General features: G+C 64.4%; 14 protein-coding genes. 12 read left to right on the top strand and 2 right to left on the bottom strand.

What is annotated here, in order from left to right; genetic code table 11:
• The first annotated feature begins 73 nt into the window (after window positions 1-73).
• From Q3C01_RS24340 to Q3C01_RS24300, 9 genes are all read left to right on the top strand, one after another.
• Complete coding sequence (locus Q3C01_RS24340; protein WP_458147837.1) at window positions 74-748, top strand: HAD family hydrolase; 675 nt, start codon at window positions 74-76, stop codon at window positions 746-748.
• A gap of 103 nt (window positions 749-851) precedes the next feature.
• The gene (locus tag Q3C01_RS24335; RefSeq protein ID WP_458147836.1) at window positions 852-1,700 is read left to right on the top strand and encodes a DeoR/GlpR family DNA-binding transcription regulator; all 849 of its coding nucleotides are present in this window, start codon (window positions 852-854) and stop codon (window positions 1,698-1,700) included.
• Window positions 1,701-1,923: 223 nt separating this feature from the next.
• Entirely contained in the window at window positions 1,924-3,474 is a 1,551-nt protein-coding gene (gene glpD / locus Q3C01_RS24330) for a glycerol-3-phosphate dehydrogenase (RefSeq protein WP_458147835.1), read from the top strand.
• Window positions 3,471-4,610 (top strand): ABC transporter ATP-binding protein, encoded by a 1,140-nt coding sequence (locus Q3C01_RS24325; RefSeq protein WP_458147834.1) that lies wholly within the window; start codon window positions 3,471-3,473, stop codon window positions 4,608-4,610. The genes glpD and Q3C01_RS24325 overlap by 4 nt, the downstream gene beginning before the upstream one ends.
• Window positions 4,611-4,622: 12 nt before the next feature.
• On the top strand, window positions 4,623-5,708 hold the full coding sequence (locus Q3C01_RS24320; protein WP_458147833.1) for an ABC transporter ATP-binding protein: 1,086 nt from the start codon (window positions 4,623-4,625) through the stop codon (window positions 5,706-5,708).
• On the top strand, window positions 5,708-6,682 hold the full coding sequence (locus tag Q3C01_RS24315; RefSeq protein ID WP_458147832.1) for a carbohydrate ABC transporter permease: 975 nt from the start codon (window positions 5,708-5,710) through the stop codon (window positions 6,680-6,682). Before Q3C01_RS24320 ends, Q3C01_RS24315 begins: the two co-directional genes overlap by 1 nt.
• Complete coding sequence (locus tag Q3C01_RS24310) at window positions 6,682-7,488, top strand: carbohydrate ABC transporter permease (RefSeq protein ID WP_458147831.1); 807 nt, start codon at window positions 6,682-6,684, stop codon at window positions 7,486-7,488. Before Q3C01_RS24315 ends, Q3C01_RS24310 begins: the two co-directional genes overlap by 1 nt.
• 10 nt (window positions 7,489-7,498) lie before the next feature.
• Complete coding sequence (locus Q3C01_RS24305) at window positions 7,499-7,828, top strand: DUF2160 domain-containing protein (protein ID WP_458147830.1); 330 nt, start codon at window positions 7,499-7,501, stop codon at window positions 7,826-7,828.
• A 72-nt stretch (window positions 7,829-7,900) separates the two neighbouring features.
• Window positions 7,901-9,697, top strand: coding sequence for an ABC transporter substrate-binding protein (locus tag Q3C01_RS24300; protein WP_458147829.1), 1,797 nt, complete (start codon window positions 7,901-7,903; stop codon window positions 9,695-9,697).
• Between the two features lie 182 nt (window positions 9,698-9,879).
• On the opposite strand, the gene Q3C01_RS24295 is transcribed toward Q3C01_RS24300, so the two are convergent.
• Together Q3C01_RS24295 and Q3C01_RS24290 are read right to left on the bottom strand one after the other, a co-directional pair.
• On the bottom strand, window positions 9,880-11,250 hold the full coding sequence (locus tag Q3C01_RS24295) for a FecR family protein (RefSeq protein ID WP_458147828.1): 1,371 nt from the start codon (window positions 11,248-11,250) through the stop codon (window positions 9,880-9,882).
• A 192-nt stretch (window positions 11,251-11,442) separates the two neighbouring features.
• Window positions 11,443-12,225 carry a DUF2147 domain-containing protein gene (locus Q3C01_RS24290; RefSeq protein WP_458147827.1) on the bottom strand — a complete coding sequence of 261 codons (783 nt, stop codon included), beginning with the start codon at window positions 12,223-12,225 and terminating at the stop codon, window positions 11,443-11,445.
• A 256-nt stretch (window positions 12,226-12,481) separates the two neighbouring features.
• On the opposite strand from Q3C01_RS24290, the gene Q3C01_RS24285 reads away from it, so the two are divergent.
• From Q3C01_RS24285 to Q3C01_RS24275, 3 genes are read left to right on the top strand one after another with little or no spacing between them, the layout of a single operon-like run.
• Complete coding sequence (locus Q3C01_RS24285; RefSeq protein ID WP_458147826.1) at window positions 12,482-12,817, top strand: hypothetical protein; 336 nt, start codon at window positions 12,482-12,484, stop codon at window positions 12,815-12,817.
• Between the two features lie 27 nt (window positions 12,818-12,844).
• Window positions 12,845-13,144, top strand: coding sequence for a hypothetical protein (locus Q3C01_RS24280; RefSeq protein WP_458147825.1), 300 nt, complete (start codon window positions 12,845-12,847; stop codon window positions 13,142-13,144).
• Window positions 13,145-13,167: 23 nt separating this feature from the next.
• A complete protein-coding gene (locus tag Q3C01_RS24275; protein WP_458147824.1) occupies window positions 13,168-14,388 on the top strand; it encodes an extensin-like domain-containing protein in 1,221 nt (406 codons plus the stop codon).
• Window positions 14,389-14,392: the final 4 nt, after the last annotated feature.

The raw sequence follows: 14,392 nt of genomic DNA, 5'->3' as shown, positions 1-14,392 counted from the left end.
CGGCGCGTCCCCGCAATGACGAACGAGTATTTCTCCGCTATTGGTGCGTTGCGACTTGAGAGGAATCACCGGAATGTCAGAGGCCATGGGCCAGGCGCTGTTGTTCGACATCGACGGCACGCTCGCCGATACCGACGCGCTGCATCGCGAGGCGTTCAATCAGATCTTCGGCCCGCGCGGTCATGTGTTCGACCACGCCAGGTTTTCCAAGGAGTTGCAGGGCTTCTCCAATGTGTCGATCGGCGAGCGATTCTTGGCCGACGAGCTGCCAGAGCGGCGCGCGGCGATCCTCGACGAGAAAGAGCAGATCTTCCGCACGCTGGTGGCCGGGCAGATCAAGCCGGTGCCGGGCCTGATGGCGCTGCTCGACAAGGCGGACGCGAGGGGTATTCCCATGGTCGCCGTCACCAACGCGCCGCGGCTGAATGCGGAGATGCTGCTGTCGGGGCTCGGCATCATGGATCGCTTCAAGGCGATCGTGATCGGCGACGAACTGCCGCACGGCAAGCCGCATCCGCTGCCTTATCTGGAAGGGTTGCGCTTCGCCGCCGCTGCCGCCCATGCCTCGATCGCGTTCGAGGATTCTCGCTCCGGAATTCAATCGGCCGCCGCCGCGGGCATACCGACGATCGGCATGCGGACGTCGCTCAGTCACGACGATCTGGTCGCTGTCGGCGCCGTCGCCTCGGCCAGCACTTACGATGATGATGCCCTGATGAAGCTGGTCGCGGCCGCCATGAAGTGGTGAGGGCAGGGCGCCGACGCGCTGTTCGTTAACTTTACCGTGCTCTCTCGTTGACCTAGGCGTCGAACCGCCGCACCATGCAAAACTCTGATGTGAGGTTGCCGCCGTGACCGGATTGACCCATCGCCAGGCCGAAATCCTCAACATCGCCCGCGCCTCGGGCCGTGTGATGGTCGAGGAACTTGCGCGCCGTTTCGAGGTTTCGGCGCAGACCATCCGAAAAGATCTCAACGATCTCTGCGAGCGCCGCTCTCTGACCCGGATCCACGGCGGCGCCATCATCGCCTCAGGCGTCGAAAACCTCGCCTACGAGGCGCGCCGCTTCGTCGCCGCCGATGAGAAGAAGGCGATCGGGGCTGCGGCCGCCTCTCTCATCCCGAACGGCTGCTCGCTCTTCATCAACATCGGCACTACGACGGAAGAGGTCGCAAGCGCGCTGACCTCGCATGAGGACCTGCTCGTCATCACCAACAATCTCAACGTCGCGATGCTGCTCTATCGCCATCCCCGCATCGAGGTGGTGGTCGCCGGTGGCACCGTGCGGCGCGCCGACGGTGCGGTGGTCGGCTCGACCGCGACGCAGCTGATCGGCCAGTTCAAGGTCGACTACGCCATCATCGGTGCGTCTGCGATCGATGAAGAAGGCGCGCTGCTCGACTTCGACTATCGCGAGGTGCAGGTGGCACAGGCGATCATTGCGAATGCGCGCAGCGTCATGCTGGTTGCCGATTCCACAAAGCTTCGCCGCAGCGCGCCGGTGCGCATCGCTCATATCAGCCAGATCCAGACCTTCGTCACCGACCAGGAATTGCCCGAGCGCCTCGCTACGATCTGCCACAGCAAGGGCATCGAGGTGGTCGAGGCGATGCCGAAAGGCTCGCCCGACGACGACGTCGCGACGGAACCTGCACAGGATTCCGCGCCGGAGGCGGCGCCGGTGGTGCGGTTGAGGTAGTCACTCATTCCCAGCCCACATTTCCGCGTGCTCTATGTGAACTTCACAACGGGAGAGGGCGGCAGGACTGCCCACCCTTTCATCTAACTGCGCAGCAAAAGCCCCCCAATTGCCCACGAAAAAAGTTCCATTTTCGCTTTCTTTCGCCTTGCTTTCGTTTTCGGTTCTGATCTAATCGAAAGCGAAAGCAAAATCGCCCAAGCGAATGGGCGATCGCCGGGGGATGCGTCTGTTGGAGCGTATTTTCGACCTCGCCATTATTGGAGGCGGTGTTAACGGTTGCGGCATCGCTCGCGATGCGGTTGGCCGGGGCAACACGGTTTTCCTGTGCGAAATGAACGACCTGGCGAGCGGGACGTCGTCCTGGTCGACCAAGCTCGTGCATGGCGGCCTGCGCTATCTCGAATATTACGAATTCCGCCTGGTCCGCGAAGCGCTGATCGAGCGCGAGATCCTCTGGGGCGTGGCGCCCCACATCATCCGCCCCCTGCGTTTCGTTTTGCCGCACCACGCCGGCCTGCGCCCGGCCTGGCTCTTGCGGCTCGGTCTCTTTCTCTACGACCATATCGGCGGCCGCCATCTGTTGCCGGCGACGCGTTCGGTCGATCTGACCAAGGATGAAGTCGGTCGTCCGCTGATCCCGAACCGCTATTCACGCGCTTTCGAATATTCCGACTGTTTCGTCGACGACGCCCGCCTCGTCGTGCTCAACGCGCGCGATGCCGCCGACAAGGGTGCGGAGATCCGCACCCGCACCCGTGCCACCGAAATCCGCCAGTCCGACGGCGTCTGGACCGTCAGCATGGTCGACGCCATCACCGGCGCACGCTCGATGATCCGCGCCCGCGCACTGGTCAATGCCGGCGGTCCCTGGGTCGAGGATGTGCTCGGCCGTGGCGCCGGCGTGAACGCGAAGGCAAAAGTCCGCCTGGTGCAGGGCTCGCACATCGTCGTGAAAAAGCTCTACGACCACGACCGCGCCTACATGTTCCAGAATGCGGACGGCCGCATCATCTTCGTCATTCCCTACCAGGACGACTTCACGCTGATCGGCACCACCGACCGCGACTACGACGGCGATCCCGCCAAGGTGAAGGCAACGGCCGAAGAGATCCAATATCTCTGCGCCGCCGCGAGCGAATATCTGGCCAAGCCGGTGAAGCCCGAGGACGTCGTCTGGACCTATTCCGGCGTGCGCCCGCTCTATGACGATGGCGCCAGCGAGGCCAAGGCCGCGACCCGCGACTACGTCTTCGAGCTCGACACGCCCGGCGGCGCTCCGCTGCTGTCGATCTATGGCGGCAAGATCACGACCTATCGCCGCCTTGCCGAGGAGGCACTCGAGCGTCTCGCTCCCTATTTGCGTAGCGCCAAGGCGCGCGAGGGCTGGACCGGCAAATGGCCGCTGCCCGGCGGCGACATGGACGTGTCGGCGGTCGACGCGCTGATCGCGGACCTGCAGCGCGGCTATCCCTTCCTCTCCGTCGAGCATGCCCGCCGCCTGGCGCGGGCCTATGGCACCCGCGCCATCAAGCTCCTGGGCGATGCCAGATCGGCGGCCGATCTCGGCCAGTCCTTCGGCGCGACGCTGACGGAACGCGAGGTTCGCTATCTCATGAACAACGAATGGGCGGTGACCGCCGAGGATATCGTCTGGCGGCGCTCCAAGCTTGGCCTGCGACTAAGTGCCGATCAGATCGCGGCACTTGACGACTGGATCGCCAGCCATGCCGTGCCGCAAAGTCCCCTGCTCGAAGCAGGAGGACGCTCATGACCGTCACACTGGATCACGTCAGCCGTTCTGTGGACGGTGTTCCGCATATCCGCGACGTCTCGCTGATGCTCGACGGCGGCACGCTCAACGTGCTGCTCGGGCCGACGCTGTCGGGCAAGACCTCGATCATGCGGCTGCTCGCAGGGCTCGACAAGCCGACTTCCGGCAGGGTGCTGGTCAACGGCAAGGATGTCACTGGCATCGATGTGCGCCAGCGCTCGGTTGCGATGGTCTACCAGCAGTTCATCAACTACCCCTCGCTCACGGTCTATGAGAACATTGCCTCGCCGCTTCGCGTGCAGGGCAAGCCGCGCGAGGAGATCGAGAAGCGAGTTGCGGAGGCCGCACGGCTGCTGCGGCTCGAGCCGTTCCTGAAGCGCACGCCGCTCCAGCTCTCCGGCGGCCAGCAGCAGCGCACCGCGATCGCGCGCGCGCTTGTGAAGGGCGCCGATCTCGTGCTGCTCGACGAGCCGCTCGCCAATCTCGACTACAAGCTCCGCGAGGAGCTGCGCGCCGAGCTGCCGCGCATCTTCGAGGCCTCGGGCGCGATCTTCGTCTATGCGACGACGGAGCCCTCCGAAGCGCTGCTGCTCGGTGGCAACACCGTCTGCATGTGGGAGGGACGTGCGCTCCAGATGGGCGAGACCTCGAACGTCTACCGCCGCCCGCAAACGCTGCGCGTTGCCCAGGTATTTTCGGACCCGCCGCTCAATCTGGTCGGCATCGAGAAGAAGAATGGGCAGGTCGCATATGCCGGCGGCAGCTTGGCGCCGGCCTCCGGCCTCTATGCCGGACTTGCCGACGGACCGTATCGCGTTGGCTTTCGCGCCCATCAGCTCGGGCTCGCCAATGGCCAGACCGATCGCCACGCCTTCCACGCCACAGTGACGGTGACCGAGATCACCGGATCGGAGAGTTTCGTGCATCTGACCCGCGACGGATCGAACTGGGTTGCGGTGCTGCATGGCGTGCATGAGTTCGAGCCCGGCCAGACGCTCGACGCCGTGCTCGATCCGCAGGATGTCTTCGTGTTCGACGCGGCCGACCGCCTGGTCGCCGCGCCTGGTCCGATAGCGTTTTCAAGCGAAGTGCCTAGCGGTTCGCGTGAAGAAAACGCGTCAAAGAAGAACTCGTGAGGGAGGTGCGCCATGGCCCGCATTGACCTCGTCGATCTCGCGCACTCCTACAGCGGCAATGATGCTGCGCCCGAAAGCTTTGCGCTGAAGCCGGTGACCATGACCTGGCGGCAGGGCGGCGCCTATGCGCTGCTTGGGCCCTCGGGCTGCGGCAAGACCACGCTGCTCAACGTCATCTCCGGCATCATCACGCCCTCCCGTGGAAAAATCCTGTTCGACGGCAAGGACATCACACCGCTGTCAACCCAGAAGCGCAACATCGCCCAGGTGTTCCAGTTTCCGGTGATCTACGACACCATGACGGTGGGGGAGAACCTGGCGTTTCCGCTGAAGAACCGCGGCGTGCCGAAGGCCGATATCGACAAACGCGTGACCCAGATCGGCCGCCTGCTCGACCTCGAGCCCTATCTGAACCGCAAGGCGACGCGGCTCACGGCGGACGCCAAGCAGAAGATCTCGCTCGGCCGGGGCCTCGTGCGCAACGACGTCGCCGCCGTGCTGTTCGACGAGCCGCTGACGGTGATCGATCCCGAGCTGAAGTGGCAGCTGCGCTCGAAGCTGAAGGCGCTGCATCGCGAGCTCGACCTCACGATGATCTACGTCACGCACGACCAGACCGAGGCGCTGACCTTCGCCGACACCGTGGTGGTGATGCATGACGGCCGCGTGGTGCAGAGCGGCACGCCGGCCGAGCTGTTCGACAAGCCCGCGCATACCTTCGTCGGTTATTTCATCGGCTCGCCCGGCATGAACATCATGCCGGCGGAGGTGAAGGGTCGCGAAGCGCGGATCGACGGCCATGTCATCGCGCTCAACCGCAGCTACGACAACCTGCCCACGGGGGCCAAGATCGAGATCGGCGTGCGTCCGGAATTCGTCGACGTGGTCGCGCCGGCGCCGGGGCTGCTCACCTCGAAGATCGACCGGATCGATGATCTCGGCCGCATCCGTTTCGCCCGCGTGCGCGTCGGCGATGCCAAGCTCGCTGCCCGCGCGCCGGGCGGCTTCACCAGCTCCGACGGCTCCGCCGGGCTGAAATTCGATCCGTCCCATGTCCACGTCTATGCGGACAGCCTTCTGGTAGAGGGAGCCGTCTGATGGACAAGACCGTCAATCAAAAAGCCTGGTTCCTGGTTCTGCCGGTGTTCCTGGTCGTCGCCTTCTCTGCGGTGATTCCGTTGATGACGGTGGTGAACTATTCGATGCAGGACACCTTCGGCAACAACCAGTTCTTCTGGAACGGCGTCGGCTGGTTCAAGGAGCTGCTCGATCCCTCGACCGATCTCGGCGGTCGCTTCCTGGCCTCGCTCGGCCGCAACCTGTTCTTCTCGCTCGTCATCCTCGCCATCGAGGTGCCGCTCGGCATCGTCATCGCACTGTCGATGCCGCGCGAGGGCTGGACGGTGGCCGCCTGCCTCGTGATCCTCGCGCTGCCGCTGTTGATTCCGTGGAATGTGGTCGGCACCATCTGGCAGATCTTCGGCCGGCCCGACATCGGCCTACTCGGCTATACGCTGAACAGCCTCGGCATCAACTACAACTACGTCGCGAACGAGATCGACGCCTGGGTCACCGTCATCGTGATGGATGTCTGGCACTGGACCAGCCTGGTCGCGCTGCTGTGCTACGCCGGCCTGAAGTCGATCCCCGACGCCTATTACCAGGCGGCGCAGATCGACGGCGCCTCGCGCTGGGCGGTGTTCACGGCGATCCAGCTGCCGAAGATGAATCGCGTGCTGCTGATCGCGGTGCTGCTGCGCTTCATGGACAGCTTCATGATCTACACCGAGCCGTTCGTCGTCACCGGCGGCGGTCCGGGTAATTCCACGACCTTCGTCTCGATCGAGCTCGTCAAGATCGCGCTCGGCCAGTTCGATCTCGGCAAGGCCGCGGCCCTGTCGCTGGTCTACAATCTGATCATCCTGATCGTCTGCTGGGTGTTCTACACCGTGATGACCAACGCCGGCGTCGAGCGCAAGACGCAGGCGGAGAAAGAGCCTGCGGCGGAGCTCAAGCCCGCCGGCGCGCTCCAGCCCGCGCATGCGCTTCAGCCCAAGGAAGGAGTGGCCTGATGCACTCGATCCCCGGCCGACGCGTCATCATGGTGGCGTTCCTGATCTTCCTGCTGTTGCCGATCTACTGGCTCGTCAACATGAGCTTCAAGACCAACGGCGAGATCGTCTCGACGATGACGCTATGGCCGCACGCGCCGACGCTGCAGCACTACAAGCGCATCTTTACCGACGAGAGCTGGTATTCCGGCTACATCAATTCGCTCGAATACGTCGTCCTCAACACCCTGATCTCGATCACGGTGGCGCTGCCGGCAGCCTACGCCTTCTCGCGCTACCGCTTCCTCGGCGACAAGCACCTGTTCTTCTGGCTGCTGTCGAACCGCATGGCGCCGGCCGCGGTCTATGCGCTGCCCTTCTTCAACCTCTATTCGGCGATCGGGCTGTTCGATACGCCCTGGGCGGTTGCGCTCGCGCACTGCATCTTCAACGTGCCGCTGGCGGTATGGATCCTCGAAGGCTTCGTGTCCGGCGTGCCGCGCGAGATCGACGAGACGGCGTTCCTCGACGGCTATTCCTTCCCGCGCTTCTTCGTGAAGATCCTGATCCCGCTGATCGCAAGCGGCATCGGCGTCGCTGCGTTCTTCTGCTTCATGTTCTCCTGGGTCGAGCTCCTGCTCGCGCGCACGTTGACCTCGGTGCAGGCCAAGCCGATTGCGGCGATCATGACGCGCACGGTGTCCGCGGCCGGCATGGATTGGGGGCTGCTCGCAGCCGCCGGCGTGCTCACCATCATTCCGGGCGCGCTCGTGATCTGGTTCGTCCGCAACTATATCGCGCGCGGTTTCGCGCTCGGCCGCGTGTAAGGAGGCGACCATGGAATCGATCGCATGGATGGCCTGGACGATACCGACCGCGATCTTCTTCGGCGCGCTCGCCTGCACGCTCGCAGTGATGACGTATCTCGCCGCGGTCTATCCCGAGGCGGAGCGCGTCGGCGTTCTGCGCATTCCGACCACGCGTGGCGACCGCCTGTTCATCTCGCTGATCACGGCGGCCATCATCCACCTCGCGTGGATCGGCCTCGTCGGCACCGACACGATCGCAACGCTGCCGGTCGGGGAGGAGGGATTTGAGCTCTCGAGCCTGTGGCTCGCATCAGGAATTTCGCTTGTCACGGCCGCGCTCATATTCCGCACGGTCTGAAGCTCGCGAAGAAGACCAGATCCGGGGTCAACCCGGGCCTGTTAGAGTTTGTCGCTGCAACGGAGGAACAACATGCGACAGTTTAGGAGAAGGAAAGGTCCATTGACCAAGATCAGCTTTCTGACGGTATCTAGTGCCGCAGCTATCATTGCGGCTGCATTCACGACCTCGGCGCCGGTTCGCGCCGCTGACGACGCCACGATCGAGAAGTGGATCGCGGAATTCCAGCCCTCGACCCTGTCGAAGGACGACCAGAAGAAGGAGCTCGAGTGGTTCGCCAAGGCCGCCGAACCCTTCAAGGGCATGGAGATCAACGTCGTCTCGGAAACGATCGCGACTCACGAATACGAGTCGCAGACGCTCGCCAAGGCGTTCACTGAACTCACCGGCATCAAGCTCAAGCACGACATCATCCAGGAAGGTGACGTCGTCGAGAAGCTGCAGACCCAGATGCAGTCCGGCAAGAACGTGTACGACGGCTGGATCAACGACTCCGACCTGATCGGCACCCACTTCCGCTACGGCCAGACCATCGTGCTGTCGGACTACATGACGGGCGAGGGCAAGGACGTCACCGACCCGATGCTCGACGTCAACGACTTCATCGGCAAGTCCTTCGGTACGGCGCCGGACGGCAAGCTCTATCAGCTGCCCGACCAGCAGTTCGCGAACCTCTACTGGTTCCGCTACGACTGGTTCACCAACCCGGACTACAAGGCCAAGTTCAAGGCCAAGTATGGCTACGAGCTCGGCGTGCCCGTGAACTGGTCGGCCTATGAAGACATCGCCGAGTTCTTCACCAACGACATCAAGGAGATCAACGGCGTCAAGGTCTACGGCCATATGGACTATGGCAAGAAGGACCCCTCGCTCGGATGGCGTTTCACCGACGCCTGGCTCTCGATGGCCGGCAACGGTGACAAGGGCATTCCGAACGGTCTGCCGGTCGACGAATGGGGCATCCGCATGGAAGGCTGCCGTCCGGTCGGCTCGAGCGTCGATCGCGGTGGTGACACCAACGGTCCGGCCTCGGTCTACGCCATCACGAAGTATCTCGAATGGCTGAAGAAGTATGCGCCGCCGCAGGCGCAGGGCATGACCTTCTCTGAGTCAGGTCCAGTGCCGGCGCAGGGCAACATCGCCCAGCAGATCTTCTGGTACACCGCCTTCACCGCCGACATGGTGAAGCCGGGCATCGCCGTGATGAACGCGGACGGTACGCCGAAGTGGCGTATGGCTCCGTCGCCGCACGGCGCGTACTGGAAGGACGGCATGAAGCTCGGCTATCAGGACGCGGGTTCGCTCACGCTTCTGAAGTCGACCCCGGCTGACCGTCGCAAGGCGGCCTGGCTCTATCTCCAGTTCATCGTCTCCAAGTCGGTGTCCCTGAAGAAGAGCCATGTCGGTCTCACCTTCATCCGTGAATCCGACATCTGGGACAAGTCGTTCACTGAGCGTGCGCCGAAGCTCGGCGGCCTGATCGAGTTCTACCGTTCGCCCGCCCGCGTGCAGTGGACCCCGACCGGCAACAACGTGCCTGACTATCCGAAGCTCGCGCAGCTCTGGTGGCAGAACATCGGCGATGCGTCGTCGGGTGCCAAGACGGCGCAAGCCGCGATGGACTCGCTCGCCGCCGCGCAGGACTCCGTCATGGAACGCATCGAGAAGTCGGGCGTGCAGGGTGCCTGCGGTCCGAAGCTCCACAAGAAGGAGTCGGCCGAGTTCTGGTTCGCGAAGGCCGAGAAGGACGGCACCATCGCGCCCCAGCGCAAGCTTGCGAACGAGAAGCCGAAGGGCGAAACGATCGACTACGACACGCTGATCAAGTCGTGGCCGGCCACTCCGCCCAAGCGCGCGGAAGTGAAGTAAGCCTCGGGCATCACGTCATCCAAAACGAAAGGCCGGGAGCGATCCCGGCCTTTTTCTTTTCGGCGCGTCACTACGCTCGCGATGCGAAGTGAGGGGCATTGCCTCCCCAAAGTCGTGCTGGCGAAAGTCTGGACCCATTGCTCCGACTGCCTGTGTGACAATGACGCTCGGGTCACCCGCCTCTATCGCCGCTCCTTTTTCTCCTTCGGTGGCGGTGCGGGCTTGCGTGGCGCTGGCCGTTGCAGGCCAGGAAGCCGCTGCTGCAATCCGCCTTGGTGCTGCACGCCGCCTTGCGGCGGCTGGACGGCGGGCGGGCTGGATTGACCCTGCTGGCCGGCCCGCGGTGTCTGCTGTTGAGGCGTCGCGCCTGCCGGAGCTTGCCCGCTGTGCGGCGCTTGCGGATTGATCGCCCCGCCTGGCGGCGTCTGTCCCGTGCGCGGCGCACCCTGCTGCTGGCCTTGTCCGGTGCGCGGCGTGCCCGGCTGACCCGCGCTGCCTTGTCCTTGGCGCTGCGGCTGCTGCTTGCCCTGACGGTTCGGCGCACCCGGCTGCTGCTGGCCTGGACGGTTGTTCTGTCCGGGCTGGCCACCCGGCCGCTGCGGCTGCGGTCCAGGCTGACCGTTCGGCCGCGGCTGTTGCTGCGGTTGAGCCGGCTGGACCGGCCGCGGAATGCGCGGGGTCGCGCCCGGATTGGCCCTTCGGAATTCGCGCTGCTCGGTCACGATCTGCCGGCCGGTGGTCTGGGCCTGATGCACCTGGCTCACGAAGACGCGGTCGCGTGCGACCTGTTGCGGGGCAATCGTGATCGGCACCGCGGCAAAGCGCGCACCACCGGTGCCGGGGCGGATCGCAAAGCCCGACGCGCCTTGCGTCAGCGCGCCGAGCCGCGCGCCGCTTGTGCGGTCGTTGACGTCGATGTGGCCGACCCTGCCGTCAGCGTCGGGATAGAGCTTGATGTTGACGTTGTTGGCCGCAGCCGTCGCAGCACTTGCGTTGGCCGGCACGTCGATGACGCCGGTGGTGCCGCGGATGCCGAGCGTCGCGGTCGGCGTCGTGATCTTCATGTCGCCGGTCTTGGCGACCGCTGCGGCAACGAAGGCAACCGTGCCCTTGCCGATGTCGAAGATCGCGGAATTCTGCTTGCCGCCGTCCTCGTAGACGTAGTTGTCGATCGTGATCTTGGCGCTGGCCGACAGATTGAACGTGGTGGAATCGTTGAAGGCGATGCTGAGCGAGGAGTTCGAGGCGGTCTGCACGACGTCGTTGAGATAGATGTCGTCGCGCACCCTCAGCGGATAAGAATTCTTGTCGCGGATCACCGTGGCGATTCCCGTCACGGTCGCGACGTTGCCGATCGGCTCTTCAGGCGCGGCGGTTTGCGTGTCAGTCGCTGGTGTCGCGGGTGCCTGCGAGGGAGACGGTGTCGGCGTCACCTGCGGCGCCGGCTGCACCTGCGCGAGCAGGGTCGCATCGGATGCGCATGCGTCCGTCGCGCCAGCCAGCGACAAGACCAGCAGCGGAAGCGCGAGCACGCAGCGGCGCCAAGCCAGCATCAAAGCCACAGTGAGGTCCCGGTGAAGACACGAGGCGAGATCAGCCGATTTCAGCCTGAGACGGCTGAATGGCGGATGAACATCAGTCGCACGGGCGTTGCCAACGTTCAAACGCCACGTCCCGGATTTCGGGACGTGGCGCCATCATAAGAACAAGAAGGCTTGCCAGCGGCGTCGATGACGCCTTCGTCGTCAGATCACGCGCTTCCAGGTCTGGCCGCCGCAGAATATGCCGCCGAAGGCACAGCCCTGCACGTGGAGCAGGTTCGGGCCCTTCATCGCAATCGTGGAGTCATAGTTGCGGCCCGAGTCGGGATCGTGAATGCGGCCGCTCCACCTGGCGCCGTCAGGCTGCATGTTGATCAAGATCTTCTCGTTGGTCTTCTCGGCGTAGCCGCAGAGGTTGGCGCCGCATTGCTCGACGCGCACATTGCCCTTGTCCTCCTCGGTCGCCCACAGGCCGAGCGGCGTGGTCGGAGCGGGCGCAGCCGCAACCGGGGCCGGAGCGGGCGCGGTCACGACCGGTGCGGCAACGGGAGCCGGCGGTGCAATGGGCGCGGCCTGTTGCGTGACGTTGGCGGCCGCATTGGTGGTTGGTGAGGCAGCGGTCGTGGACGGCGCAGGCGGCACAGCCACGACTGGCGCGGCAGGCGCGGTCGCCTGCACCTGTGGCTGCGGCGCAGGTTGCCGTGCGGCGGGTGCCGGAGACGGCGGGGCCGTTGTTGTCGTGCCCGACGACGTTGTGTCGTCATCGTCCTTGGAGCCAAAACCGCTGAGGTTGATGTTATTCAGCCTGATCGGCTTGCCCGACAGGCCGGGCACCACGATGGAGACACAGTCCAGCGAGGCGCAGTTGCTCGGAGCCTGGATGTGGATGCTCTGCCCGTCGATCTCGAAGGAGATCGCATTGCCGGCATGGGCAATGGCGGTCGAAGCGAGGAAGAGCGCGGTAGCGGCGACAGAAAGCCTGGTCATGGCAGCCTCTTGAATGCAGTGTGGAAACGGTGTGGCCGGATGTCGGTTATCGACTGAGCATGGTTCGATCCTACGCGGAGCCCACGCGGCTTCCGTGACTGATGTCACAACGGCTGGTCCCGCTCGCGTGAGTTGCGTCACAATTCGGCGCGAGAACGCGTTCCCGCTTCTGTCCAATTTGTAATCGCTGTTCGTCGAACCGCTCTCGCCTTTGCTGGCGACCGATCACTGAAGATCGCTGCAAGGGAGAGCCAACATGTCCCGCCTCATTCTCGTCGCCGCACTGCTGGTTTGCAGCGTCATTGCGGCGCATGCTGACAACGACATCTATCGCAACGCGCTCAAGCGGCAGCGCGGTCCTGACGAGCTGCAAGTGGACGGTGCATTCTGTGACGTGCAGTTCGGCAGGCCGCAGAACGGCACGCTGACCTCGCGCGAGTACAAGCGCTGCATGCTGTCGCGCGGCTGGCGCTTCAGCCATACCGTTCGACAGAGGGACGACCGTTATCCCGACCCCGACAATCCCGGCATGATGTGCCGCGATTTCAAGATCGGCGGCGTCACGGGATCGGAGTGCTCGAATTACGACTAAGCTGTGCCGTGTCTGGCTCGGCGCGCCATGACCACGCATGCGAGATCGCGCGAGGCGGCCCCGCCTGCCGTCGTCGATGTCTGGAAACTAGATCACGCCGAGCACAATGGCTCCGACAAAGGCTATTGCGAGGTACGCAGTCACAACGCTCAGTCTGCCGACGAACGTCATAAGGGAGCTCCTCTGTTCGCGCGTCTTTGCGCGCAACTGAGAACATTAACAGCGAGTCTGTCAGCGAAAAAGCCAGCCTTGCTGTCGCTCGCCCGCCGCGCGCGCCGGCTCGCATGGTTAAAGAAACGTAAAATCAAAGCGTTGAAGAGTCTTTAAGTAAATTCACCGAACCTGTGCGCATGACGCGCGGAGTTCGTTTGTATCTCGTCGGCTCCATCGTCCTTGTTTCGCTTGCGGGTTGCGGACGCGGCTTCTTCCAGGCCGAGCGCGAACCGTGGCGGGCCGAGGCGGAAGCCGCCTGCCTGAAGTCAGGCGCGGTGAAAGAGAGTGCCGAGATCGTCCGCATCGAGCCGATCTCCGGCCCCGGCGCCTGCGGTGCCGAATTTCCGCTGAAAGTGGCCGCCATCGGCGAAGCCTCCGGCACCTTTGGTTTTGCCGATGAGGAACTGCGCCCGCCGGCGAGCATTGGCAACCAGCCGCGCTGGCCGGGAACTCAGCCCAGCTATCCGCAAGGCCAGAACTATCCGAACCAATCCTATCCGAACGCCTCGATCTATCCGCAGGGCCAAAACCAGCCGTCCGGCTATGGTGGAGCCTCAGGCCCGATCTCGCTCAGCGCGCCCGGCGTCGCACCGCCGCAGGAGGACGAGATCGACCTGCCGCCGGAGGGCACCGATGCGGCGGGAGCGGCGCGCTACATGAACGCGCCGAGCTATCCGGCGCGGCCGAATTACTCGTCGCAGTCGCAGCCATCTTATTCGCAGCGCCCCGAGCAGCAGCCCCTGCCGCGGCTTGGTCCAGCGCAGGGCAGTCCCGTCGGCACCGTCGGCCCGGTCGCGGTGAAGCCGACCGCGACGCTGGCCTGTCCGATCGTCTCAGAACTCGACCGCTGGTTCGCCGACACCGTGCAGCCGTCGGCGATGCGCTGGTTCGGCCAGCGCGTGGTCGAGATCAAGCAGATCTCCGCCTATTCCTGCCGCGGCATGAACGGCAATCCGCATGCCCATATCTCGGAGCACGCCTTCGGCAACGCGCTCGACATCGCAGCCTTCACGCTCGGCGATGGCCGCCGTATCTCGGTGAAGGACGGCTGGCGCGGCTTGCCGGAGGAGCAGGGTTTTCTGCGCGACGTGCAGTCGGGCGCGTGCGCGCATTTCACGACCGTGCTCGCGCCGGGCTCCAACGTCTATCACTACGATCACATCCACGTCGACTTGATGCGTCGCGCCAGCCGCCGCCTGATCTGCCAGCCGGCCGCCGTCTCCGGAGAAGAGGTCGCCGCGCGCGCGCAAGCGCGTAATCCCTACGCCAACTCCCGCGATCCCTACGTGACCGGCTCGCTCGGTCGGAAGGGCAAGCGCGAGAAGGTCAATGAGGAAGACGAGTTCGAGGACGAGTAGGGCG

It is taken from the genome of Bradyrhizobium sp. UFLA05-109 (assembly GCF_054185165.1).
Note: the sequence above shows the minus strand (reverse complement) of the source record. Positions and strands in the feature narration are given on the sequence as shown.

Coding starts and splice junctions, on each gene's coding strand:
- Q3C01_RS24325 (WP_458147834.1), top strand. CDS start 3,471: ATGACCGTCACACTGGATCACGTCAGCCGTTCTGTGGACGGTGTTCCG.
- Q3C01_RS24275 (WP_458147824.1), top strand. CDS start 13,168: ATGACGCGCGGAGTTCGTTTGTATCTCGTCGGCTCCATCGTCCTTGTT.
- Q3C01_RS24320 (WP_458147833.1), top strand. CDS start 4,623: ATGGCCCGCATTGACCTCGTCGATCTCGCGCACTCCTACAGCGGCAAT.
- Q3C01_RS24340 (WP_458147837.1), top strand. CDS start 74: ATGTCAGAGGCCATGGGCCAGGCGCTGTTGTTCGACATCGACGGCACG.
- Q3C01_RS24295 (WP_458147828.1), bottom strand. CDS start 11,250: ATGCTGGCTTGGCGCCGCTGCGTGCTCGCGCTTCCGCTGCTGGTCTTG.
- glpD (WP_458147835.1), top strand. CDS start 1,924: ATGCGTCTGTTGGAGCGTATTTTCGACCTCGCCATTATTGGAGGCGGT.
- Q3C01_RS24285 (WP_458147826.1), top strand. CDS start 12,482: ATGTCCCGCCTCATTCTCGTCGCCGCACTGCTGGTTTGCAGCGTCATT.
- Q3C01_RS24290 (WP_458147827.1), bottom strand. CDS start 12,225: ATGACCAGGCTTTCTGTCGCCGCTACCGCGCTCTTCCTCGCTTCGACC.
- Q3C01_RS24305 (WP_458147830.1), top strand. CDS start 7,499: ATGGAATCGATCGCATGGATGGCCTGGACGATACCGACCGCGATCTTC.
- Q3C01_RS24280 (WP_458147825.1), top strand. CDS start 12,845: ATGACCACGCATGCGAGATCGCGCGAGGCGGCCCCGCCTGCCGTCGTC.
- Q3C01_RS24300 (WP_458147829.1), top strand. CDS start 7,901: ATGCGACAGTTTAGGAGAAGGAAAGGTCCATTGACCAAGATCAGCTTT.
- Q3C01_RS24310 (WP_458147831.1), top strand. CDS start 6,682: ATGCACTCGATCCCCGGCCGACGCGTCATCATGGTGGCGTTCCTGATC.
- Q3C01_RS24315 (WP_458147832.1), top strand. CDS start 5,708: ATGGACAAGACCGTCAATCAAAAAGCCTGGTTCCTGGTTCTGCCGGTG.